The sequence below is a fragment of the Terrabacter sp. Root85 genome (genome assembly GCF_001429185.1).
Taxonomy (GTDB): Bacteria; Actinomycetota; Actinomycetes; order Actinomycetales; family Dermatophilaceae; genus Terrabacter.
Genome location: NZ_LMIW01000010.1, coordinates 127,492 through 150,731 on the forward strand (window position 1 = coordinate 127,492; position 23,240 = coordinate 150,731).

The 23,240-nt window shown below is 72.4% G+C and carries 23 protein-coding genes; 13 read left to right on the plus strand and 10 right to left on the minus strand.

Translation table 11 applies throughout. From position 1 onward, the window contains the following. Window positions 1-7: 7 nt before the first annotated feature. On the plus strand, window positions 8-676 hold the full coding sequence (locus ASE25_RS14915) for a TrkA family potassium uptake protein (protein WP_056773504.1): 669 nt from the start codon (window positions 8-10) through the stop codon (window positions 674-676). Between the two features lie 94 nt (window positions 677-770). Here the strand turns inward: ASE25_RS14915 and ASE25_RS14920 are convergent, their stop codons facing one another. The 4 genes from ASE25_RS14920 to ASE25_RS14935 all read right to left on the minus strand — a co-directional run bounded on the left by ASE25_RS14920 (window position 771) and on the right by ASE25_RS14935 (window position 3,689). Next, the gene (locus tag ASE25_RS14920; protein ID WP_056826417.1) at window positions 771-1,298 is read right to left on the minus strand and encodes a GNAT family N-acetyltransferase; all 528 of its coding nucleotides are present in this window, start codon (window positions 1,296-1,298) and stop codon (window positions 771-773) included. Between the two features lie 92 nt (window positions 1,299-1,390). After that, window positions 1,391-1,903 (minus strand): N-acetyltransferase, encoded by a 513-nt coding sequence (locus ASE25_RS14925; RefSeq protein WP_056773511.1) that lies wholly within the window; start codon window positions 1,901-1,903, stop codon window positions 1,391-1,393. 15 nt (window positions 1,904-1,918) lie between these two features. Next, window positions 1,919-2,725, minus strand: a complete 807-nt coding sequence (gene proC / locus ASE25_RS14930; RefSeq protein WP_056773514.1) for a pyrroline-5-carboxylate reductase — start codon at window positions 2,723-2,725, stop codon at window positions 1,919-1,921. A 13-nt stretch (window positions 2,726-2,738) separates the two neighbouring features. Next, a complete protein-coding gene (locus ASE25_RS14935; protein WP_157623449.1) occupies window positions 2,739-3,689 on the minus strand; it encodes a proline dehydrogenase family protein in 951 nt (316 codons plus the stop codon). A gap of 186 nt (window positions 3,690-3,875) precedes the next feature. Here ASE25_RS14935 and ASE25_RS14940 point away from each other — a divergent pair, with 186 nt between their 5' ends. The 11 genes from ASE25_RS14940 (at window position 3,876) to ASE25_RS14995 (ending at window position 16,343) form a co-directional block, all read left to right on the plus strand. Continuing rightward, a complete protein-coding gene (locus tag ASE25_RS14940) occupies window positions 3,876-4,616 on the plus strand; it encodes a hypothetical protein (protein ID WP_056826419.1) in 741 nt (246 codons plus the stop codon). Beyond that, window positions 4,616-5,446, plus strand: coding sequence for a maleylpyruvate isomerase N-terminal domain-containing protein (locus ASE25_RS14945; RefSeq protein WP_056773520.1), 831 nt, complete (start codon window positions 4,616-4,618; stop codon window positions 5,444-5,446). Before ASE25_RS14940 ends, ASE25_RS14945 begins: the two co-directional genes overlap by 1 nt. Window positions 5,447-5,531: 85 nt before the next feature. After that, window positions 5,532-6,818 (plus strand): lactate 2-monooxygenase, encoded by a 1,287-nt coding sequence (locus ASE25_RS14950; RefSeq protein WP_056826421.1) that lies wholly within the window; start codon window positions 5,532-5,534, stop codon window positions 6,816-6,818. 125 nt (window positions 6,819-6,943) lie between these two features. Further along, window positions 6,944-7,696, plus strand: a complete 753-nt coding sequence (locus ASE25_RS14955; protein WP_056826423.1) for a cyclopropane-fatty-acyl-phospholipid synthase family protein — start codon at window positions 6,944-6,946, stop codon at window positions 7,694-7,696. Beyond that, on the plus strand, window positions 7,693-8,178 hold the full coding sequence (locus ASE25_RS14960; RefSeq protein ID WP_056826425.1) for a nucleoside deaminase: 486 nt from the start codon (window positions 7,693-7,695) through the stop codon (window positions 8,176-8,178). Before ASE25_RS14955 ends, ASE25_RS14960 begins: the two co-directional genes overlap by 4 nt. 191 nt (window positions 8,179-8,369) lie before the next feature. Continuing rightward, window positions 8,370-9,290 (plus strand): hypothetical protein, encoded by a 921-nt coding sequence (locus ASE25_RS14965; RefSeq protein WP_235508697.1) that lies wholly within the window; start codon window positions 8,370-8,372, stop codon window positions 9,288-9,290. 265 nt (window positions 9,291-9,555) lie between these two features. Continuing rightward, window positions 9,556-12,174, plus strand: coding sequence for an ATP-dependent Clp protease ATP-binding subunit (locus tag ASE25_RS14970; protein WP_056773529.1), 2,619 nt, complete (start codon window positions 9,556-9,558; stop codon window positions 12,172-12,174). A gap of 165 nt (window positions 12,175-12,339) precedes the next feature. Then, window positions 12,340-13,233, plus strand: a complete 894-nt coding sequence (locus ASE25_RS14975) for an ABC transporter ATP-binding protein (RefSeq protein WP_082619580.1) — start codon at window positions 12,340-12,342, stop codon at window positions 13,231-13,233. After that, window positions 13,230-14,561 carry an FtsX-like permease family protein gene (locus ASE25_RS14980; RefSeq protein WP_056826427.1) on the plus strand — a complete coding sequence of 444 codons (1,332 nt, stop codon included), beginning with the start codon at window positions 13,230-13,232 and terminating at the stop codon, window positions 14,559-14,561. The genes ASE25_RS14975 and ASE25_RS14980 overlap by 4 nt, the downstream gene beginning before the upstream one ends. Before the next feature lie 22 nt (window positions 14,562-14,583). Further along, the gene (locus ASE25_RS14990; protein ID WP_157623450.1) at window positions 14,584-15,840 is read left to right on the plus strand and encodes an LCP family protein; all 1,257 of its coding nucleotides are present in this window, start codon (window positions 14,584-14,586) and stop codon (window positions 15,838-15,840) included. Next, on the plus strand, window positions 15,837-16,343 hold the full coding sequence (locus ASE25_RS14995) for an amino-acid N-acetyltransferase (protein WP_056826433.1): 507 nt from the start codon (window positions 15,837-15,839) through the stop codon (window positions 16,341-16,343). The genes ASE25_RS14990 and ASE25_RS14995 overlap by 4 nt, the downstream gene beginning before the upstream one ends. Window positions 16,344-16,522: 179 nt before the next feature. Here the strand turns inward: ASE25_RS14995 and ASE25_RS15000 are convergent, their stop codons facing one another. From ASE25_RS15000 to ASE25_RS15010, 3 genes are read right to left on the minus strand one after another with little or no spacing between them, the layout of a single operon-like run. Continuing rightward, window positions 16,523-17,455 carry an ATP-binding cassette domain-containing protein gene (locus ASE25_RS15000; RefSeq protein ID WP_056773541.1) on the minus strand — a complete coding sequence of 311 codons (933 nt, stop codon included), beginning with the start codon at window positions 17,453-17,455 and terminating at the stop codon, window positions 16,523-16,525. Beyond that, on the minus strand, window positions 17,452-18,267 hold the full coding sequence (locus tag ASE25_RS15005) for an ABC transporter permease (RefSeq protein WP_056773542.1): 816 nt from the start codon (window positions 18,265-18,267) through the stop codon (window positions 17,452-17,454). The genes ASE25_RS15000 and ASE25_RS15005 overlap by 4 nt, the downstream gene beginning before the upstream one ends. Further along, window positions 18,260-19,054, minus strand: coding sequence for an ABC-2 family transporter protein (locus ASE25_RS15010; RefSeq protein ID WP_056773545.1), 795 nt, complete (start codon window positions 19,052-19,054; stop codon window positions 18,260-18,262). The genes ASE25_RS15005 and ASE25_RS15010 overlap by 8 nt, the downstream gene beginning before the upstream one ends. Window positions 19,055-19,157: 103 nt before the next feature. Between ASE25_RS15010 and ASE25_RS15015 the strand changes: the two genes are divergently transcribed. Further along, the gene (locus tag ASE25_RS15015; RefSeq protein WP_056773548.1) at window positions 19,158-19,547 is read left to right on the plus strand and encodes a PPOX class F420-dependent oxidoreductase; all 390 of its coding nucleotides are present in this window, start codon (window positions 19,158-19,160) and stop codon (window positions 19,545-19,547) included. A 197-nt stretch (window positions 19,548-19,744) separates the two neighbouring features. On the opposite strand, the gene ASE25_RS15020 is transcribed toward ASE25_RS15015, so the two are convergent. The 3 genes from ASE25_RS15020 to radA are packed head-to-tail and all read right to left on the minus strand — an operon-like array spanning window position 19,745 to window position 23,212. Beyond that, window positions 19,745-20,638 (minus strand): A/G-specific adenine glycosylase, encoded by an 894-nt coding sequence (locus ASE25_RS15020; protein WP_056826435.1) that lies wholly within the window; start codon window positions 20,636-20,638, stop codon window positions 19,745-19,747. Window positions 20,639-20,664: 26 nt separating this feature from the next. Next, window positions 20,665-21,741 (minus strand): DNA integrity scanning diadenylate cyclase DisA, encoded by a 1,077-nt coding sequence (disA, locus tag ASE25_RS15025; RefSeq protein ID WP_056826436.1) that lies wholly within the window; start codon window positions 21,739-21,741, stop codon window positions 20,665-20,667. A gap of 55 nt (window positions 21,742-21,796) precedes the next feature. Further along, window positions 21,797-23,212, minus strand: coding sequence for a DNA repair protein RadA (gene radA / locus ASE25_RS15030; RefSeq protein ID WP_056773554.1), 1,416 nt, complete (start codon window positions 23,210-23,212; stop codon window positions 21,797-21,799). Window positions 23,213-23,240 lie beyond the last annotated feature (28 nt).

The following is a 23,240-nucleotide window of genomic DNA, read 5'->3' on the forward strand; positions in this document are numbered from 1 at the left end:
AACACCCATGGGCCGCAACCGGCTCTTCGACGACGACGTCATCGTCATCGGGCTGGGACGCTTCGGCTCGGCCGTCGCTCTCGAGCTCACCAAGCTCGGCCACCGGGTCATCGCCGTCGAGCGCGACAACGCCATCGCCGAGAGCTACGTCAACAAGGTGGCCAAGGTCGTGCACGCCGACATGGCGCAGTCGACGGCACTCGACATGATCCGCCACGCGCAGCCGCGGATCGCGATCGTCGGCATCGGCTCGTCCGTCGAGTCGTCGGTCCTCGCAGCGGCCAACCTCGTCGACGCCGGCGTCCCCTCGATCTGGGCGAAGGCCCTCTCACCCGAGCACAAGCGCATCCTCGACCGCATCGGGGTGCACCACGTCATCTCGCCCGAGGCCGACTCCGGTCGCCGCGTGGCCCACCTCGTCAACGGCAAGATGCTCGACTACATCGAGTTCGACGACGGCTTCGCCATCGTCAAGCTGAAGCCGCCGGCCGAGACGATCGGCTTCACGCTGGAGCAGAGCCAGATCCGCCGCAAGTACGGCGTCACCGTCGTCGGCGTCAAGGCACCGGGCGAGGACTTCACGTACGCCGTCCCGCAGACGAAGATCTCGGCGCACCACATGCTCATCGTCAGCGGGCCCGTCGAGCTCATCGAGCGTTTCGCCGCGCGCCCCTGACGCCGGGCTCGTTTCCGGCACAGACGAACCCACCGTCCCGAGCGCGGGGACGGTGGGTTCGTGAAACGCATTGCGGCCGGAGCGCGCCGCCGGCTCAGAGGCGAAGCGTCGGTCCGTGGTCGACGCCGAGCGGCAGGACCATGGCGATCTCCTCCTCGCCGTCCTCCTCGCTGACGACACCCATCGGCCGGCGGTAGTCGGTGGGGCGGAAGCCCATGCCGCTCGCGAAGGCGACGGCACGGCCGTTCTCGGTGCCGACCCAGTAGACGAGGTGGGAGTGACCGCGCTCGGCGGCGAGGGAGGCGCCGTCCTTGACGAGGTGGGTGGCGACGCCCGAGCCGCGGGCCTCGGGGCGCACCCACAGCCCGAAGAGCTCGCCGGCCGTGCCGTCGCTCTCCTTGGCGGTGCCGATGCTCACCACGCCGACGGCGCGGCCGCCACGCTCGGCCACGAGCCGTGCGGAGCGCTGCATGCGTTCACGCCAGAAGTCCTCGCCATAGGACTCTTCCTCGTCGACCGAAGCCACGAACGCCTCGGGCGATTCACGCAGTGCGGCGAGGCGGACGGAACGGTAGTCCTCCCAGTCGTCCTCGCCGAGGGGACGCACGGTGATGTCGCTCATGGGTCCACCTTCGCACGACAGCCTGTCGGACCGCACCCGCGGGGCGGTGAACGTTCGGGTGCACCTCGGGACCGACTGGCCGACAGGGTGACTCAGAAGCGGTGGACCATCTCGATCTCGCGCAGGTCCGGGCGCCGCGGGTGGTCGTGGACCGCGCCGCTGCGCACGAACCCGCACCGCGCGTACAACCCCTCGGCGACCACGTTGGAGCTCGTCACCTCGAGCACGACCTCGGTCTTGCCGAGGCGCCTCGCCTGCTCGAGGACGGCTCGGACCAGGGCCTCGCCGACACCACGCCCGCGGGCCTCCGGGGCGACGTACATGCCGAACAGCGTTGCGGTCGTGGCCCGCTCGGGCTCCCAGTGGGAACCGAGCCCCGCGCTGCCGAGCACCCCCGAGGCGTCACGGGCCTGCACGAGCCAGGCGCCCTCGATCCGCTGGCGCCAGTCGGCCTCGTCGTAGGCGGCCTCGTCGGCATAGGTGAACCAGAAGGCGTCGGGGGCCTCCTGGAGCATCGCGAGCCGGACGTCGCGGTGCGACTCCCAGTCCTCCGGCGAGACGGGGTGCAGGTGGAGGCGCTGGTCGTGGGTGTGGGGCTCGGCCATCACCCCACGATGCCCTCAGACCTGCCCGGACGCCAGCTGTTTCGAGCGGGCCGCTGCGGCCTCGATGGCCGTGACGAACGCGGCCCGGACCTTGTGGTCGTCGAGCTGGCGCAGGGCCGCCACCGTCGTGCCGCCGGGCGAGCTGACCTGCTCGCGCAGGACCGTCGGGTGCTCCCGGGTCTCCTTGAGCATCGTCGCCGCCCCGTAGAGCGTCTGCACGACGAGCTCGGTGGCCGTGGCCCGCGGCAGACCGAGCACGACGCCGGCCTCGATCATCGCCTCGACGACGTAGAAGATGTAGGCGGGGCCGCTGCCGGAGATCGCCGTGACGGCGTCGAGGTGCTTCTCGGCGAGCCGGACGACCCGGCCGCACGAGCTGAGCAGCGCCTCGGCCTCGGCGAGGTGGTCGTCGGTGCAGTGGCTGCCGGGCGAGATGCCGGCCATCCCCTGGTCGACGAGCGCCGGGGTGTTGGGCATGACGCGGATGACCGACGTGCCCTCGGGCAGCCGCGACTCGAGGAACTCCGTCGTGATGCCGGCAGCCAGCGAGATGACGGCGTTGCCGGGGGCGACGTGGTCGTGGATCTCGTCGAGCAGCGCCGCCATGTCCTGCGGCTTGACGCACAGCACGAGCGTGTCGGCGACGTCGGCCGCCTCGGCGTTGGCCAGCACCCGCACCCCGTGGCGCTCGGCGAGGGCGTTGACCTTCTCCGGCGTGCGTCCGGTGACGACGAGGTCGCCGGGCGTGCGGCCCGAGCGGATGAGGCCGGAGACGAGGGTCTCGCCCATGACCCCCGCGCCGAAGATGGCCGTCGTCGTCATCGTGGGTCTCCGCTCAGCTCTTGGTCGCGACGCCGCGCAGGAAGAACATGACGTTGGCGGGCTTCTCGGCCATCCGGCGCATGAGGTAGCCGTACCACTCCTGGCCGTAGGGGATGTAGACGCGCATCTGGTCGCCGCGGTCGGAGATCCGCTTCTGCTCCTCGGGGCGGATGCCGTAGAGCATCTGGTACTCGAACGACCTCGGGTCGCGACCGGCCTGGCCCGCGAGCGCGCCGGCGATCTCGATGAGCCTCGGGTCGTGCGAGGCCACCATCGGGTAGCCCTCGCCCTGCATGAGGATCTTGAGGCACCGGACGTAGGACTTGTCGACGTCGGCTCCGGACTGGAAGGCGACCGACTCGGGCTCCTTGTAGGCGCCCTTGCAGAGCCGGACACGGGACCCGGCGTGGGCGAGGTCCCGGCAGTCGGCCTCGGTGCGGTAGAGGTAGGCCTGGACGACGGCGCCCACGGTCGGGAAGTCGGCCCGCAGCTCGCGCAGGGCGTCGAGGGTCAGGTCGGTGGTCGTGTGGTCCTCCATGTCGAGGGTCACGGTCGTGCCGCCCTGCTTGGCCAGCTCGCAGATCTCACGAGCGTGGTCGAGGGCGATGGCGTTGCCGTCGCCCGGCAGCGCCTGCCCGAGCGCGCTCAGCTTGAGCGATACCTCGACGGAGCCGCCCTCGGTGAGGCCCTGGTCGCGCAGCGCCGCCAGCAGCGAGAGGTAGGCGTCGCGCGTGTGCCGGGCCTGGGCGAGGTCGGTCGTGTCCTCGCCGAGGTAGTCGATCGTCGAGAGGCGGCCGGACGCCGCGATCTCGGAGGCGGCCCCGACGACGTCGGCACGCTCGGCACCGGGCACGAAGCGCTTGACGACCGAGCGCGACACGGGCGCCTTCTCGATGACGTCTCGGATCTTCTCCTGCTTGGACAGCTGCAGGAGCGAGTTGCGCAGCAGGTCGCTGGCGTCCACGGGGGCCTCCGGGTGGTGCTCGGGATGTCGCTCGGGTCACGGCGGCGGACGGTGGTGACCGTCCCGCCGGGCAAATCTACCGCCGCCGGCAGCCAGCGCCCGCCGGTCCCCTCCGCTCCTGCGGCACGCACGCCGCCCGCCCGGTCCCTCGGGGTCCTCCTCGGGGCATGCGGCAGACTCGCTGCCATGGCTCGCCCGACCGCCACCCGACGACCCGCGCCCGCCGCCCTCGCGGCCGCAGCGCTGCCTCTCGTGCTCGCCGCGTGCGGCCAGCCGGTCGCGACGCCGTCCGCCGCCACCAGCCCGGCAGGCGCGACCGGAACGGCAGGCGCCACCGGCGCCTCGACGAGCCCAGCCGCTGACGACGCGCCGCTCACGCCGCCCTCGAGCGTCGTGCCACCCCGCGTGCACGCCACCGCCGTCGTCACCTCCTACCTCCGTGGCCACGACCTCAGGGGGCTCACCCGCACGGACGACGAGTCGGTGACGGAGGCCGTCCTCACGTCGTGCCCGAACGGGCCCACCGTGGCCCGGGACGTCGGCCCGACGGCATACGCCCGCTCCTGGGAGGGGCCCGGAGGAGTCCGCGCCGACGTCGCCGCGATCACCTTCCCCGACCTCTCGTCGGCCGCGAAGGCGGCCGAGCCGCTGCTCGTCGCGGCGCAGGTGTGCCGGGCGCCCCGGCCGGCCAAGGGCGTCACGACGACCATCGCCAACCAGCGCCGCGACGTGGCGGAGGGTATGCCGCTCGGCCGGGTCGACGTGACCCGGACGTCCCCGGACGAGACGCGCCACGACTACGTCGGCGTCGTGCAGGTGGGCAACGTGCTCGTGCGCCTCACCTACTCGTCCGGCGACGCGAAGGTCGCCACCGACAAGGGCTCGACGGCGCTCGCGCTGCTGGCCCGGGACGTGCAGGGACTCTGATGTCCACGATCGACGACGCCGCCCTCGCCGCGCCCGGACCACTCGGCCTGAGCCTCGACGACCTCGGCGAGGCCCTCGGGGGTGCCGCGACCGTGCTGCGCGCCAACGCGATGGCTGCTGGCCTCGACGCACCCGTCCCCACGTGCCCCGACTGGACGGTGCTCGACCTCGTCGCCCACCAGGGCATGGTCCACCGCTGGGCCGCGAGCCACCTGCGCGGCGAGCCCGTCGAGCCGGAGCCGCTCGAGCGCGAGGGGCGCCGGTCCGCCGACGTGCTCGGCTGGTTCGACGACGGGGCGACGGCGCTGCTGCAGGCGATCGTCGATGCGCCGGACGACCTCGACGCGGTCGTGTTCCTCAAGGACGCGCCTGCCCCGCGGCTCTTCTGGACGCGCCGGCAGTGCCACGAGACGACGGTCCACGCCGTCGACGCGCTCGGGGCCCGGCTCGGACGGCCCGCGCGCGCCGACGAGACGTGGATCCGGCCCGCCGTCGCGCTCGACGGTATCGACGAGCTGCTCGTCGGCTTCGTCACCCGCCGCAAGGAGGGAGCCTCGCCCGGCGCCCCGACCCGGCTGCTCGTGCGCCCCGACGGCGCCGACGTCGCCTGGCTCGTCGACCTCGACACCGGCCGGCCGATCCGGACCAGCCGGGTCCGCTCGGGGTCCGGTGGTTCGGGTGGGGCCGACGCCGACCACGTCCTGGCCGGCGACCCCGTCGACCTCTACCTGCGGCTGTGGAGCCGCGGCGCTGCCGAGCCGGTCGAGCCCACGCGGCCCGTCACGGAGCTCGAGCGCTGGTGGCGCGAGAACATCTCGATCTCGTGGTGACCCCCGGGTCGACCACATAGCAGGATGGGCGCAGCACCCGGACCGCACCGTCGCGGCCCGGGGCCGTGCGACCAGAGGAGCTCGTATGCCGCAGGAGGGCATCGGACGGACCGTCCAGTCGGCCATCTACCGGGCCGGTGCCTTCGGCCGCCGCCCGGCGGTCCCGACCGACGGCACGCAGCTCGAGGCGGCGGCCCGCAAGGTCATGTCGAAGCGCGGGTTCGCCTACGTCGCAGGCTCGGCCGGCTCCGAGGCGAGCGCCGACGCGAACGTCTCAGCCTTCTCGAGGTGGCGCGTCGTGCCCCGGATGCTCGTCGACACGACCGAGCGCGACACGTCCGTCGAGCTCTTCGGGCGTCGCCACGAGAGCCCCTTCCTCGTCGCCCCGGTCGGGGTCCTGTCGATGGCCGACGACGAGGCCGACCTCGCCGTCGCCCGCGGCGCCCGCGAGCAGCGCGTCACCCAGATCCTCAGCACCCAGGCCTCGGTGCCGATGGAGGACGTCGCGCGCACCCTCGCCGGCTCGGGGCACTGGTACCAGCTCTACTGGAGCAGCGACGACGACCTCGTCGAGAGCCTCGTCTCGCGCGCCGAGGCGTGCGGCAGCGACGCCCTCGTCGTCACCCTCGACACGGCATACCTCGGCTGGCGTCCACGCGACCTCGACCTCGGGCACCTGCCGTTCGCCCGCGGCGAGGGCATCGCCCAGTACACGTCGGACCCCGTCTTCCAGCGGCTCGTCCGCGAGCGGGTGGCGGCCGCCGGGCCGGCGGTCCGACCGCGACCCACGCCGGCCGCGGTCGCGACGCTCGTGTCGATGAGCCGCAACCACCCGGGCGACACCCGGCACAACCTCACGGCGCCCGAGCCGCGCGCCGCGGTCGAGACGTTCCTCGACGTCTTCAGCCGACCCTCGCTGACGTGGGACGACCTACCGCGGCTGCGGGCCATGACGAGCCTGCCGATCGTGCTCAAGGGGATCCTGCACCCCGACGACGCCCGACGCGCCGTGGACGCCGGGGTCGACGGCGTCTACGTCTCCAACCACGGCGGCCGGCAGGTCGACCGGTCGGTCGCCGCGCTCGACGCCCTGCCCGGCGTCGTCGAGGCCGTGCGCGGTGCAGGGTCGGATGCGCCGATCGTCTTCGACAGCGGGATCCGTTGCGGCGCAGACGCGTTCGTCGCCCTGGCGCTGGGCGCGTCAGCCGTCGGCGTCGGGCGACCACACGTCTACGGTCTGGCCCTCGCCGGCGCCGACGGGGTGTCGGAGGTGCTGCGCAACCTGCGCGCCGAGCTCGACCTCCAGCTGGCGCTCACGGGGTGCACGTCGCTCGCCGACCTCACCCCGGAGCGCCTCGTGGCCGCGCCCTGACGCGACAAGGCGCCGCGCCGACCGTCGACGGGCCACGTGTGGCAGCCCGGTCACGGTCGAGAGGCCGCTTCTCGCCGCATGGAACCGGGTCGACGCCATCGGGGTTCGTCCCGGAGGATCGGGTCATGCCAGCCCTCGACCACCTGACCCGCGACGCCTACCCGAAGTCGAACGGCTACGACGCGAAGTGGCTCGTCGACCTCGACATGGGCCCCCACCCGCTGTGGCTGCTCGAGGACCTCGCCGCCGACCTCGACCTCCGGCCCGGCATGCGCGTCCTCGACCTCGGCTCGGGGCTGGGCGCGACGTCGGTCTTCCTCGCGCGGGAGTACGGCGTCAGCGTCGTGGCCGCCGACCTGTGGGTCGACCCCACCGAGGCTGCCGCGGTCTTCCGCAAGGAGGGCGTCGACGACCGCGTCCTCGCGATGCGGGTCGACGCGCACGCGCTCCCCTTCGGCCGGGGCTCGTTCGACGCCGTCCTGAGCATCGACGCGTGGGAGTACTTCGGCACCGGCGACCACTACCCGCCCTACCTCGCGACCTTCCTCAAGCCGGGCGGCCAGCTCGGGGTCGCGACGCCCGCCCTGACGACCGAGGTGCGCGAGCTGGGCGAGATCCCCGAGCACATCGACCGCGTCGTCGGCGCCGAGTCCGCGGCCTGGCACACGGCGGACTGGCTGCGCAGCCAGTGGGAGTTCAGCCGCGCCTTCACGACCGTCACGGCCCGCAACCAGCCGGACGCGTGCGCGAACTGGCTGCTGTGGGAACGTGCCGTCATGGAGCTCAAGGGACAGGCCAGCTCGCCGGTGCAGGGGATGCTCGAGGCCGACGGCGGCGCGTTCGTCACGTTCGCCCTCGTCACCGGGAGGGTCGCATGAGCCTCGACGCCACCGACCTCGAGCACCTGCGCCGGGCGGTCTCGCTCGCACGCCTCGCCCTGGAGCGCGGGGACGAGCCGTTCGGCTCCGTCCTCGTGTCGGGCGACGGCGAGGTGCTCTTCGAGGACCACAACCACGTCGTCGCGCTGGAGGCCACCCAGCACCCCGAGTTCGCCATCGCCCGCTGGGCGGGTGCCCACCTGACCGCCTCGGAGCGGGCGGCCGCGACGGTCTACACCTCGGGTGAGCACTGCCCCATGTGCTCGGCCGCGCACGCCTGGGTCGGCCTCGGCCGGATCGCGTATGCCGTGGGCTCGGCCCAGCTGACCGCGTGGCGGTCGGCGTGGGGCTCGGCCCCGTCCCCGGTCGCGGCGCTGTCGATCCGCGACGTCGTGCCGGGCGCGGTCGTCGACGGGCCGGCCCCCGAGCTCGAGGCCGAGGTCCGCGACCTCCACGACCGTTTCGCCCACCGAAAAGCCTGACCCCGCCACGAGGCGTACGCCAACCCAGCCAAGGCGCAGCTCTCGCGCCGACCCCCACCTTCGGGCGCCGCGGCCCCCAAACCGACGGGGTCAGGCGCCAAACCCCGCACCCTCGGGCGCCGCGGCCCCCAAACCGACGGTGCTGTGGAGAGCGCGGGCAGGGGTCCTCGCCCTTGGGAGATGGTCGGGCCATGACCCTGAACGAGGGACGGCCGTTTCTTCGGTCCGAGGCGAGACACCTGTCGGACGGCCAGCTGCGCCGCGGCTACCGGGCGCTCTTCCACGGGGTCTACGTCCGACATCGAACCCCGGTGGGCGACCTCGAGCTCGCCGAGGCCGCATTGCTGGTCGCCGAGCAAGGAAGCTACGTCTCGCACCACACGGCTGCCCGGCTCCTGGGGGCAGTGGCGCCCGACCACCCCGACGTCCATGTGACCTCGCGTCGGTTGCGGGTCAAGGGAGCCGGGTTGACGGGGCACCGGGCGAAGGCGGAGCAGCAGGTGGTGCTGTGGCGAGGCATCCGGATGACGTCGCCGGTGCAGACGTTCCTGGACCTGGCCCACTGCCTGACCCTCGTCGACCTGGTCGTGCTGGGTGACTCCTTGGTGCGGCGCCGACGGACGACCCCGGATGAGCTCGTGTCGGCTACCCGTGCCCGTCGAGGGCCGTACTCCCGACTGGCCCGCCGGGCAGCGGCGCTCGTCCGCGCGGGTGTCGACTCACCGATGGAGACGCGCCTGCGGCTGCTCATCGTCCTCGCCGGGCTTCCCGAGCCCGAGGTGGACCACCGGGTGCACGACGACGGCGGGACCTTGCTGCGGCGCTACGACCTCTCCTACCTCCCCTTCCGACTGATCATCGAGTACGACGGCAGGCAGCACGCCGAGTCGGACGAGCAGTGGCTCAGCGACATCGGCCGCGACGAGGCGCTGGACGACGAGCAGATCCGCCGGCTCGTGGTCGTGTCCCGGGACATCTACTCGACACCGGCGAACACGCTCGCGAGGATCACGCGGGCCATGCGCCGAGCAGGTATGCCGGTGCCCCGGCTCCGGCACGAGTGGCGCCGACACTTCCCGAGCAGGTCGGGCGACCTCGCCCTGCCGGCATGACCCGACCTCGGCGACCCGTGCGAGACGGAGGTGAAACGCGCCGGCAACAGAGCGGGCGGACACTGGGCGGGTACGACACGGCATACGCAAGGATCACGACACGCCTCACGGCATCTGTCCGCTCACGGCGAACAGCGGCTGAACCTGAGCCGATCACGCTCAGGATGGGGAACAGGAGGGACACCACCGGCGTTGGTCGGGGTGTGCTCGTCCACAGCGGGCACAGATAGCATCGAGATGTCTCTCGATCAGTCAGGAGAAGAACATGTTCGAACGGTTCACCGACAGGGCCCGAAGGGTGGTTGTCCTCGCGCAGGAGGAAGCTCGCCTGCTCAACCACAACTACATCGGGACCGAGCACATCCTCCTGGGTCTGATCCACGAAGGCGAAGGCGTCGCCGCGAAGGCCCTCGAATCGCTCGACATCTCGCTCGAAGCGGTCCGGGCCCAGGTCCAGGAGATCATCGGCCAGGGGCAGCAGGCCCCCACCGGTCACATTCCCTTCACGCCCCGCGCGAAGAAGGTCCTCGAGTACTCGCTCCGCGAGGCGCTCCAGCTCGGCCACAGCTACATCGGCACCGAGCACATCCTGCTCGGCCTGATCCGCGAGGGCGAGGGCGTCGCCGCCCAGGTCCTCGTCAAGCTCGGCGCGGAGCTCAACAAGGTCCGCCAGCAGGTCATCCAGCTGCTCTCCGGCTACCAGGGTGGCCAGGGCGGCGAGAAGGCCGGCGCCGGTGTCGGCCAGAGCCAGGCCGAGGGGACGCCCGCGGGCTCCCTCGTGCTCGACCAGTTCGGTCGCAACCTCACGCAGGCTGCCCGTGAGGGCAAGCTCGACCCGGTCATCGGCCGTGAGAAAGAGATCGAGCGGGTCATGCAGGTGCTGTCCCGCCGCACCAAGAACAACCCCGTCCTCATCGGCGAGCCCGGCGTCGGCAAGACCGCCGTCGTCGAGGGTCTCGCCCAGGACATCGTCAAGGGCGAGGTGCCCGAGACGCTCAAGGACAAGCAGCTCTACACCCTCGACCTCGGCTCGCTCGTGGCCGGCAGCCGCTACCGCGGTGACTTCGAGGAGCGGCTGAAGAAGGTCCTCAAGGAGATCCGCACCCGCGGCGACATCATCATCTTCATCGACGAGATCCACACGCTCGTCGGTGCAGGTGCCGCCGAGGGCGCCATCGACGCCGCGTCGATCCTCAAGCCGATGCTCGCGCGTGGTGAGCTGCAGACGATCGGTGCGACGACGCTCGACGAGTACCGCAAGCACATCGAGAAGGACTCGGCCCTCGAGCGGCGCTTCCAGCCGATCCAGGTGCAGGAGCCGACGCTGCCGCACGCGATCGAGATCCTCAAGGGTCTGCGTGACCGCTACGAGGCCCACCACCGCGTGACGATCACCGACGGTGCGCTCGTCGCGGCCGCCAACATGGCCGACCGCTACGTCAACGACCGCTTCCTGCCCGACAAGGCCATCGACCTCATCGACGAGGCGGGCGCGCGACTGCGCATCCGTCGGATGACGGCTCCGCCGGACCTGCGCGAGTTCGACGAGAAGATCGCCGCGCTCGTGCGCGAGAAGGAGTCGGCCATCGACGGCCAGGACTTCGAGCGCGCGGCCCGCGTCCGCGACGACGAGAAGCGCCTGCGCCAGGAGAAGGCCGCCCGTGAGGCCCAGTGGAAGTCGGGCGACATGGACGTCGTGGCCGAGGTCGACGAGGAGCTCATCGCCGAGGTCCTGGCGGCCAGCACCGGCATCCCGGTCTTCAAGCTGACCGAGGAGGAGTCGAGCCGACTGCTCCACATGGAGGACGAGCTGCACAAGCGCATCGTCGGCATGGACGACGCCGTCAAGGCGCTGTCCCAGGCGATCCGCCGCACCCGTGCAGGCCTCAAGGACCCGCGTCGTCCGGGTGGCTCGTTCATCTTCGCCGGCCCCACCGGTGTCGGTAAGACCGAGCTCGCCAAGACGCTCGCCGAGTTCCTCTTCGGCAGCGAGGACGCGCTGATCCAGCTCGACATGTCCGAGTACTCCGAGAAGCACACGGTGAGCCGCCTCTTCGGCTCGCCTCCCGGCTACGTCGGCTACGAGGAGGGCGGCCAGCTCACCGAGAAGGTGCGCCGCAAGCCGTTCTCCGTCGTGCTCTTCGACGAGGTCGAGAAGGCACACCCGGAGATCTTCAACTCGCTGCTGCAGGTGCTCGAGGACGGCCGCCTCACCGACTCGCAGGGTCGGATGGTCGACTTCAAGAACACCGTCATCATCATGACGACCAACCTCGGCACGCGGGACATCTCCAAGGCCAACATGGGCTTCTCGGCCGGACCCGACAGCCGCTCGGACTACGAGCGGATGAAGGCGAAGGTCACCGACGAGCTCAAGCAGCACTTCCGGCCCGAGTTCCTCAACCGTGTCGACGACACCATCGTCTTCCCGCACCTGAGCCGCGACGAGATCATCCAGATCGTCGACCTCGAGATCGCCAAGCTCGACAAGCGGCTCAAGGACAAGGACATGGGCATGGAGCTCACGCAGTCCGCCAAGGACCTGCTCGCCAAGAAGGGCTACGACCCCGTGCTCGGTGCGCGTCCGCTGCGCCGCACCATCCAGCGCGAGATCGAGGACGCCCTGTCGGAGCGGATCCTGTTCGGGGACTTCGCTTCCGGCCAGTACGTCAAGGTCGACACCGAGGGCGAGGGCAAGGCGGAGACGTTCACCTTCTCCGACATGGCCCACCCGGACGCCGCGCACCGCCCGGCCGACGACCTCCCGGAGCTTCCCGAGGGCGCTGCCCTCGACGAGGCGCTCGGGGTCAACATCACGGCCGGCCCGCCCGTGCCCGACGACCAGGTCTACCCCGACGCGGGGCTGACCGGCACGGAGCGCTGACCGCGGCGATCCGCCAGCACGGCCGAAGGGGCCGGGGACACACGTCCCCGGCCCCTTCGTCGTACGCCCGCGTCCCGGTCGTCATACCGGGGTCGTATGCCGTCCCGCCCGGGAGGCGACCACGGCCCGATGTGGGACCCGGCCCACCGCGGCGAGGCTGGGTCCATGAGCTACTACGACCCAGCCCGTACGCCGTCCGGTGCGCCCGAGCGCCCAGCCTTCCCAGCCTCCCCCACCCTCGCCCCACCTGTCAGCCCCACCGTCGGCCTCACCGGCGCCCAGGCCCCCTCGCGTCCGGCAGGGGCGCCGTCGCCCGACCCGGCCCGCGACCTCGTCGCCCGGGACCTCGTCATGACCTACGGCCGCTCCGGGGCCTCCGCCGGGCCGCCCGCGCTCGGCGGCGTCGACCTGACGATCCGCGCCGGCGAGAGCCTCGCCGTCATGGGGCCGTCCGGCTCCGGCAAGACGACGCTGCTGCACGTGCTCGCTGGGATCCTGCGACCGACCGGCGGCCAGGTGCTGTGGCGCGGCCGGGACATCGCACGGATGTCGGACCGCGAACGCACCGTGCTGCGCCGCGAGGACTTCGGCTTCGTCTTCCAGCAGGGAATGTTGCTGCCCGAGCTGCCGGCGATCGAGAACGTGGCCCTGCCGCTCATGCTCGGCGGGGTCAGGCGGTCGGAGGCGACGGCGCGGGCCGCGACGCTCTTCCACCCGCTCGGCCTCTCGGGGCTGGAGAAGCGCCGTCCGGGCGAGCTCTCGGGCGGCCAGGCGCAGCGGGTCGCCATCGCCCGCGCCCTCGTGGCCCGACCCGGGGTCGTCTTCGCCGACGAGCCGACCGGTGCGCTCGACCAGTCGACCAGCGCCGAGGTGATGCACCACCTGACGCAGCTCGCGGCGCACACCGGAGCCTCGCTCGTCGTCGTGACCCATGACGAGAACGTCGCCCGCTGGTGCCACGGCGTCGTGCGGGTCCGCGACGGTCGGATCGCTGGTGCAGACGCCGACGACCACGTCGCGGCCGGCCCGGTCCAGGCTGCGACCGCGGTGGCCAGGTGAGGGCCGCGACCGAGCTGTGGTGGCGCCTGCGGCGTGCGGGCGCGGCCGACAACCGGGTGCCCGGCATCCTCGCGGTGGTCTCGTTCGCCGTCGCGACGGCGGCCCTGGTCGTCTGCGTCGCCGGGCTCCACGCGTTCGAGGCGCGCAACCCCCTGCCGCCAGGCGGGCTCGAGGGCCACCTCAGCGACGAGGCGGCGCTCGGCAACCTCTATGTGACCCTCGCCTGGATCGCGACGACGTGCATGGTGATCCCGATCCTCACCCTCGGCGGCGTCGCCGCGCGTCTCGCGATCGCCCGCCGCGACCAGCGTCTGGCCGCGCTCCGTCTCGCCGGTGCGACGTCGGGGCAGGTCACCCTCATGACGCTGGCCGAGGCGGCCGCCCAGGCCGTCGTCGGTGCGCTGACAGGCGTCGTGCTCTACCTCGCCGTCCTCCCCCTCGTGGCCCGGCTGAGCTTCCAGGGCCGCCCTTTCGAGCTGCGCGAGCTGGTGCTGCCGCTGTGGCAGACGCTTGCCGTCGTCGCGGCAGTCGTCGTCGTGGCGGTCGTGTCCGGCGCGTCGAGCCTCGCCCGGGTGGCGATCAGCCCGCTCGGCGTGGCTGCCCGCACGAGCCCGAAGCGCCTGAGCGTCCTGCGGCTGCTCGTCGCCCTGGCCGCCGGAGCTGCGTGGGTGCTCGTCATCACCCCGATGAAGGAGCCGCAGCGGATGACGATCGTGCTCGTGCTCGGCGCGATGATCCTCGCCGTCAACACCGTCGGGCCGTGGGTGGTCATGGTGGCCGGCAGGGTCGCGGCCCGTCTCGCCCCGACCGCCGCGACGCTGCTGGCGGCCCGGCGCATCGCCGACGACCCGAAGAGCACGTGGCGCGCGGTCGGCGCCCTCGGCCTCGCCGTCGTCGTCGTGGGCTTCACGAGCCTCGCGCAGGTCGACGACCCGACGACTCCGCTCGAGCGCTACCTCGCCGACGACCTCGGCACGGGCGCGCTCGTCACCCTCGTGATCATCACCATCGTCGGCGCCACGTCGACGGGGGTCGTCCAGGCGGCCCGGGTGCTCGACCAGCGCGAGCAGTACCGCGCGCTGGCGCTCGCCGGCACGAGCGAGCGCTCGCTCCACCGGGCCCGCGCGCTCGAGGTCGCGCTCCCGCTGTCGATGACGATCGTGCTGTCGGCCGGCTTCGTGCTCGTGCTCATGCTGCCCTTCACGAGCGCCCTCGACAGCGGCCTCGTCGTGCGTTTCGTCGTGACCTCGGCCGTCGCCGGGGCGGTCGTCCTGGCGTCGGTGCTGGCGTCCCGGTCGCTCGTGCGGACGGCCTCCCGCGTCGCCTGAACCGGTCGTCTACGGTGGGGCGGTGACCTCCCCGCACCGCCCCACCGACGTCCGCCAGCGGCCTGCGATGCCCGCCGACACCCGTCGTCCGGCCCGCACGCGACGGTCCGTGGTGGCGCGCGCCGGGGCCGTTTCGGCGGTCGCAGCGGTGGCCCTCGCCGGCTGCTCGACGGGTGCGCCGAGCGGGACCGGCTCGCCGGCCGGAGCGTCCGCCTCGGCCGACGGCGCCGCGTCCGGGTCCGCCCCCTCCGAGGGGGTCCGCGTGAGCGGGGCGCCAACGCCCTTGGCTGCGCTGGTCTCGACGGTGTATGCCGGGGGCGACCTCACGCGTACGTCCTCCCCCTCCGCCGCGGCTGCCCTGAAGACGCGCAAGGCGGCCCCCGGCCCGGTCACGGCCAAGGCCCAGGTCGGCTCGTGGATGGGCACGCCCGTCGCCGTCGTCACCGCCGGCGACGACGTGACGCTCGCCGTCGGGCCGACGTGGAAGGTCGTCGGCGGCTGGTGGCCGTCGCTCGGGGTCGCGAAGCCGAGCCTCGGCGGCGGGCCGCGCTGGGTGCTCGCGATCGGGTCCGACGCCCGCAAGGGCCAGCCCCTCGAGCGCACCCGCGCCGACGTGCTCCAGGTCATCGGCATCGACGGCAAGGGTGGCGGCGGCGTCATGGGCATGGCCCGCGACCTGTGGGTCCCACTGGCGACCGGCGGCAAGGGCAAGATCAACTCGGCCATGGTGTTCGGCGGCCCCCGCGCGCAGGTGAGCACCGTCAGGTCCGTGACCGGCCTTCCCGTCGAGGGCTACGTCGTGCTCGGCTTCAGTGGCTTCAAGAAGATCGTCGACGACCAGGGCGGCATCCCGATCGTCATCCCCAAGACCGTCGTGGCCTCGCATGCCAAGAACCTCGTCATCAAGGCCGGGGCCCAGACCCTGTCCGGCGCCGAGGCCCTCGCCTACGCCCGCGAGCGTAAGACGTTGCCGGACGGGGACTTCGGCAGGTCGCGCCACCAGGGAGAGGTCATCCTCGCCGCCGCGATCAAGGCCAAGCTCGCCGGGCCGATCGCCATCCCGTCGGCGCTGACGAGCTTCAGCACGGTCGGCCGGAGCAACCTCTCGGCCGAGCAGATCCTCACCTTCACCGCCGGTCTCCATCAGCTGAGCCCGCTCCAGGTCGGCCGGGGCGTCGCCCAGGGCGCCTTCGGGTGGGCCGGCCAGCAGTCGATCGTCGTTCTCGGCAGGCAGGCCCGCACCCTCTTCGCCGAGTTCCGCGACGGGAACCTCTCGTGAGCGGCGGCGCGCCCGTCCTCCGGCGGGCCCGAACGTCCGACGTCCGCGCCATCCGGGCCCTCGTCGCGCCGCTGGCCGAGCGTCGGGTGCTCGTCAGCAAGGAGGCGGTCACCTACTTCGAGAGCCTCCAAGAGTTCCGCGTCGCCGACCTCGACGGCCGCGTCGTCGGCTGCGGCGCGCTTCACGTGATGTGGGAGGACCTCGCCGAGATCCGCACTCTCGCGGTGGCTCCCGACCAGCTCGGCACCGGTCTGGGCGGGCGCCTGCTCGAGGCGCTCGTCGAGGACGCGCGCGAGATCGGCGTCGAGCGACTCTTCTGCCTGACCTTCGAGACGGACTTCTTCGTCCGGCACGGCTTCGACGTCATCGAGGGCCAGGCCGTCCCGATGGACGTCTACGCCGAGCTGCTGCGCTCTTACGACGAGGGCGTCGCCGAGTTCCTCGACCTCGAGCGCGTCAAGCCCAACACCCTCGGCAACACCCGGATGCTCCGCACCCTCTGACCCCGCCCGCCGCTCCAGCACCCCTGCCGGGCGACGACCTCACTCGAGTGGCCACCCGGTCCCACCCGTCACACGACTGAAGTGGCACCTGAGGTCACGGGGCCACTCGACGGGTGGGACGGCATACGCCCCGTGGGCCGGGAGTATCCACGGGGCCACTCGACGGAGGGGGTCTGGTGTCAGGCGCGGCCGGAGGCGGCGTAGATGCGGCGCACCACGTCCTCGATGTCGGGCTCCTCGATCGTCAGGTCGCGCACCTCGTGGCGTGAGGAGACGTGGGCGAGCACGGCCGCGACCGTCGTGGCCTCGGCGTCGAACGAGAGCCGCTGTCGCAGGCCGTCCGACTCGCTCTCGACGAGGGTCGCTCCCGGGACGTCGTGCAGGTCCGGCGTGGGCTGGGCGAGGTCGATGACGAGGATGCGCTGCGCGCCGACGGTGCCCGCGAGCCCGGTCAGGGTGCCGTCGAAGGCGAGCCGGCCGCGGTCGACGACGAGGACCCGGTCACAGAGCCGTTCGATGTCGCCCATGTCGTGGGTGGTCAGCAGCAAGGTCGTGCCCTGCTCGCGGCGCTCGGCGACGAGGAACTCGCGCAACCGCTGCTTCGAGAGCACGTCGAGGCCGATCGTCGGCTCGTCGAGGATGAGCAGCTCCGGCGAGTGGAGCAGGGCGGCGGCGATCTCGGCACGCATCCGCTGGCCGAGCGACAGCGAGCGCACCGCCGTGCCCAGCTGCGGGCCCATCTCGAGCTGCTCGACGAGCAGGTCGGTGCGCGCCCGCGTCGCCGCCTCGTCCATCCGGTGGATCGCCCCGAGGATCGCGAAGGAGTCGCGCAAGGGCAGGTCCCACCACAGCTGCGAGCGCTGGCCGAAGACGACTCCGACCCGGCGCGCGACCTCCACCCGCTGTCGCATCGGGTCGAGCCCGCACGTGCGCACGTGACCGGAGGTCGGCTTGAGGATGCCGGTCAGCATCTTGATCGTCGTCGACTTCCCGGCACCGTTGGCGCCGATGTATCCGACCGCCTCGCCGGGCTCGACCGAGAAGGTCATCCGGTCGACGGCGCGCGTCTTCTTGAAGTCGCGCACGAGGTCGCGCGTCTCGATGATGCTCATCCGCCTGCTCCTTGGTAGTGACGAGTGCCGAGGCGCCAGCACGTGGCGGCGATGCCCCAGGCCAGCAGCCCGGCGACGGGGGTGAGCCACGCGAGCCAGGTCGGCGCGAGCGGGTCGTCGAGGCCGAGGATCGCGACAGCCGGGATGTAGGCGACGAAGGCCGTCGGCACGACGAACGTCCAGAAGATCCGCAACGGGTCGGGGAAGACCTGCTGGCTCTGCTGGGCGGCATACGACCCGCCGTAGGTGAAGGCGTTGGTGAACTCGGCACCGTCGACGAGGAAGAACTGGAGACCGCCAGCGGCCGTGAACAGGGCCGAGAAGATCGCGGTGCCGCTGACGACGGTGAGCACGATGAGCGCCACGGTGGCCGGCGACCAGGCGATGTCGGCGGTCGTCAGGGCGACGCCGAGGGCGACGAGGGCGACGGACAGCCGGCCGACTCTCCGGAGCGACAGGTCGCTCGTCATGAGCTGGGCCAGCAGCGGCAGCGGACGCACGTAGAAGGCATCGACCTGGCCGGCCCGGATGTAGCGCGGCAGCTGGTCGAGGTGACCGACGAACATGTCGGCGAGCGAGAAGGACAGGTTGGACAGGGCGAAGACGAGCAGGGCCGCCGTGAAGTCGAGCCCGCCGAGCACGTCGACGTTGTGGAAGATCACCCACACCTCGGCGAACTCGGCGAGGCCGACGCCGACGGTGCCGAGGATGTCGGTGACGAACGAGGCGCGGTACTGCATCTGCGCCCGCGCGCGGGACGCGAGCAGCACCCGGTAGGGGCGCAGCCGTTGGGAGAGGGTCGTGTCAGCCACCCTGCACCTCCAGCCGCCGACGGCCCGCGCGCAGCACGACCTGACCGAGGGCGAGCAGCGCGACGGCCCAGAAGACCTGCACCCCGACGGCCGACGCGATGTCGTCCCCGACGACGCGTCCGGCGAGGATGTCGATGGGGTTCTGCAGCATCGACGGGAAGGGCGACCAGTTGGCGATGGTGCGCAGCCAGTCCGGGAACCACGGCACCGGCAGGTAGAGACCGCAGAGCAGGCCACCGGTGATCATCCACAGCAGCGTGATGCCACGGATCTCGACGAGCCAGAACGCGAGCAGGTTGATGACGAAGTTGCCCGAGAAGGCCACGACCACGGCGAGCAGGATGGACACGGCGCCCGCGACCCAGCTGACGGCGGACGGTGGCCACGCCATGTCGAAGAGGAGGGCACCGAGCAGCAGCGCGGGCACTCCGCGGCCGATGAGGTTGATGCCCGCACGTCCGAGATCGCCTGCGAGATAGGCGATCTGCGGGTCGACCGGCCTCAGGAAGTCGACGGCGATGTCACCGGTGCGGACCCGGTCCTTGACCTCGGCGAAGCCCCAGAGGTTGACCGTGCCGAGCAGCGCCTGACCCCACCAGACGAACGCGATCGTCGTCGGGGCGTCGTAGCCGCCGATGGCCGTCCCGGCCGACGCGAGGGCGGCGAGCAGGATCGAGGCGCGGATGAAGCCGAAGACCGAGTTCGTCGTCATCCCGGCCAGCAGCGCCAGCCGGTACGTCGAGTGCCTCCTGAAGCCGGCTCGGACGAGCAGCCAGAAGGTCTTCACGACGCACGGACGGGGGCAGGCACAAGGGGCCACGCTACCGACGAGGCGGCCCGGGATCAACGCGAGGCGCCGGTGACATGCCGGCTCTCGTAGTCTGTCGCCCGTGGCCACCCTTCCCCGCGACCTCTCCCCCGAGGCCCTCGAATTCATGTCGGTGCGTCACCTCGCGACGCTGACGACCCTGCGGCCGGACGGCTCGCCCCACGTCGTGCCGGTCGGCTTCACGTGGGACCCCGAGATGTCGGTCGCCCGCGTCATCACGAGCCGCGGCAGCCGCAAGGCCCGCAACGCGCTCGCCGGGTGTGCCGCCGTGCTGTGCCAGGTCGACGGGCGCCACTGGCTCTCGCTCCAGGGCACCGCCCGCATCCTCGACGACCCGGCCTCGGTCACCGACGCCGAGCAGAGGTATGCCGCCCGCTACCGCGAGCCTCGCCCCAACCCCGAGCGCGTGGTGATCACGATCGACGTGCGCTCCGTCCTCGGCAACGTCTGACCCCGTCGCCCGCCCCACTCGAGTGAGCGCCCCGTCCCACTCGAGTGGCCGCCACGTCCCACGCGTCACACCCGTGCTGTGACCACGGGGCCACTCGACGATGAAAGGTGTGGGCGGTTGGGGCTCGTGGGACGGAGGGGCCACTCGAGTGGGGTTGGGCCCTCACTCGACTCGGCGGGTGGGGCGGGTGGAGTCCCTCAGGCGGGGAGGCGGAACCTCCGCCGCGACAAGGGCTCCACGAGGCCGTCGGCGACGAGCGAGTCGAGGCAGCGCATCACCTGCACGCGGTCGTCGGCGGAGTCCTCGAGACGGGTGAGCGGCAGGGCCGCGTGCGCGGCGCGCAGGCGGCGCAGCAGCTCACCGCGCACCTGCCGGTCGGTGCCGTGCCAGGCCTGGCCCCGCCGGGGCGGTCCGTCGTAGGCCGGCCGGCCCGCGACGTTCCAGGCGCACAGGTCGGCGACCGGGCACTCGTCGCAGCGTGGCCCACGGGCGACGCAGACGAGAGCCCCGAGCTCCATCACGGCGACGTTCCACGTGTTCGCGGCACCGCGGTCCGCCGGCATCGAGTCGGCGGCGAGTAGGGCCTCGGCGCGGTTGAGCGTGAGGTTCGGGAAGGCCTTGCCCTCGACCGTGCGGGCCAGCACGCGCCGGACGTTCGTGTCGACGACGACCTCGGGGATGCCGAAGGCGAAGCACGACACGGCGGCAGCCGTGTAGGCACCGACCCCGGGGAGCGCCAACAGGCCCTCCGGTGTGTTCGGCACCTCGCCACCGTGACGCTCGACCATGACCCGGGCCGCCTCGTGCAGCCGCAGAGCGCGCCGGGGGTAGCCGAGCCGCCCCCAGGCGCGCACCGCGTCACCCGGCGCAGCGGCCGCGAGGTCGGCCGGTGTCGGCCACCGCTCCATCCACTCGCGCCAGATCGGCTCGACGCGGGCGAGCGGGGTCTGCTGCGACATCACCTCGGAGAGGAAGACGCCCCATGGGCTGGCGTCCGGCGCCCGCCACGGCAGCTCCTTGCGCCCGGACTCGGCGTACCAGGCGTTGACGCGCTCGTGGAGCAGCGACAGCGGGACCTCGCGGGACGGCATACGGAACGATGCGGCGGCGGAGCCGGTCAGACGTAGCGCTCGAGGATGCTCGACTCGGCGAGCCGCGACAGGCCCTCGCGCACGGCGCGGGCACGGCCCTCACCGACGCCCTCGACGAGCATGAGGTCCTCGATGCCGGCGGCGAGCAGGCGCTGGAGCGACTCGAAGTGCGACACGAGCCGGTCGACGATCGCGGTGGGCAGGCGCGGCACCTTGGTCAGGAGGCGGTAGCCCTGCGGCGACACTGGGGCGTCGAGGCTGTCGCCGACGACCGAGAAGCCGACGGCGCGGGCACCTGCCGCGAGGTCGAGCAGCTCGACGGAGTTGAGGGCCTGGAGGTTGGCGAGCGCGTCGGCGACTGTGAGGCCCGACTTGGTCGCCGGGAGGTAGTCGCGGATGACGAGCTCGCGGTCGTTGCCGAGCCCGCCGACGAGCTCCTCGAGCTGGAGGCTGAGGAGGCGACCGTCGGTGCCGAGCTCGACGACGTAGTCCTGGATCTCGGCCGAGATGCGCCGCACCATCTCGAGGCGCTGGAGCACGGCGGTGACGTCGCGGATGGTGACGAGGTCCTCGATCTCGAGCGCGGACAGCGTGCCGGTGACCTCGTCGAGGCGGGCCTTGTAGCGCTCGAGGGTCTGGAGGGCCTGGTCGGCGCGCGAGAGCGTCGTGGGCGAGCCCTCGATGACGTGCCGGAGGTCGCCGACGTAGAGCGCGACGACGCCCATCGACTGGCTGACGGAGATGACGGGGAAGCCCGTCTGCTTGGCCACGCGCTCGGCCGTGCGGTGACGCGTGCCGGACTCGGTGGTCTCGATGCGGGAGTCGGGCACGAGCTGGGTGGCGGCGCGCAGGATGCGGGTGCCCTCGCGGTCGAGCACGACGGCGCCGTCCATCTTGCACAGCTCGCGCACGCGGGTCGCCGAGAACTCCATGTCGAGCACGAAGCCGCCCGTGCAGATCGAGTCGACCACGCGGTCGAAGCCGAGCACGATGAGGGCTCCGGTGCGTCCACGGAGGATGCGTTCGAGGCTGTCGCGCAGCTCCGTTCCGGGTGCCACGGCGGCGAGGGCCGCACGCAGCAGCAGCTCGTCGTTCCGGTCCATCACTTCCCTGTTCGCAATGGGGGCGCCGAGCGCGTCCACCCCGGTCGGTCGCAGTCTAGACGGTGCCGACGGCCGGTGCGCTCGTTGACCGTCCACCGGCGAGGCGTCCCATCGCCTCGATGGCCCGTGGGACGTCGGCGACCTCGACGGCACGGATCCCGGCGGGCACGGAGGAGTCGGACAGGCTGCCCGCGGGCACGAGGGCGTGGCGGAATCCGAGGCGGGCCGCCTCGGCGAGACGGCGGTCCAGACCGGTCACCCGACGGACCTCGCCGGCGAGGCCGACCTCGCCGAAGGCGACGACGTCGCTGGCGAGGGGCTTGTCGATGACGGACGACGCGACGGCGCAGACGATGGCGAGGTCGGCAGCGGGCTCGGTGATGCGCACCCCTCCGACGGTTGCCGCGAAGATGTCGCGCGAGCCGACCGGCGCCCCGGCCCGCTTGTCGAGGACGGCGATGATCATCGCGAGCCGCGAGGCGTCCAGACCGCTCGAGGTGCGTCGCGGCGACGGCAGCGTGGACGGTGCGACGAGCGCCTGCACCTCGGCGACGAGCGGTCGGCGACCCTCGAGGGTGACGGTGACGCACGTGCCAGGCACCGCGTGGTCACGCGTCGACAGGAAGAGCCCGCTCGGGTCGGCCAGCCCGGTGATGCCGACGTCGGACAGGTCGAAGCACCCGACCTCGTCGGTGGGGCCGAAGCGGTTCTTGACGGCGCGTACGAGGCGCAGCCGCGAGTGCCGGTCGCCCTCGAACTGGATGACGACGTCGACGAGGTGCTCGAGGACCCGGGGGCCGGCGATCGAGCCGTCCTTGGTCACGTGGCCGACGAGGAGCACGGCGGTGCCTCGCGCCTTGGCCGCCGCGATGAGGGCACCGGCGACCTCGCGGACCTGCGAGACGTTGCCGGCCTGGCCCTCGACGTCGGCACTCGCGATGGTCTGGACGGAGTCGACGACGAGCAGGCCCGGCGAGCGGGCCTCGACGTGGCCGAGCACGGTCGCGAGGTCGGTCTCGGCTGCGAGGTAGAGCGTGTCGGCCATCGCCGAGATGCGTTCGGCGCGCGTGCGCACCTGCGCGGCCGACTCCTCGCCGCTGATGTAGAGGACCTCGGAGCCCGACCGGGCCGCCCGGGCGGCGACGTCGAGCAGCAGCGTCGACTTGCCGACGCCGGGCTCCCCCGCGACGAGGACGACCCCGCCGGGGACGAGGCCACCGCCGAGCACGCGGTCGAACTCCGCCACGCCGGTGGGTCGCGCGGCCGCCCGGGTCACGTCGACGTCGGCGATGCGCAGGGCCGGGGTGACGACGGAGGCCGCCGTGGTGCGGGCGGCCGTGGGCGCACCCGTCTCGGCCACGGTGCCCCACGCCTGGCACTCGCCGCACCGACCGACCCACTTGGCGGTGGTCCACCCGCACTCACCGCAGCGGAAGCCGGGGGTGCGTCGGGTCGTCGTCCTCGTAGCCATGGCACGACCGTACGGTGGCGGTGCGACA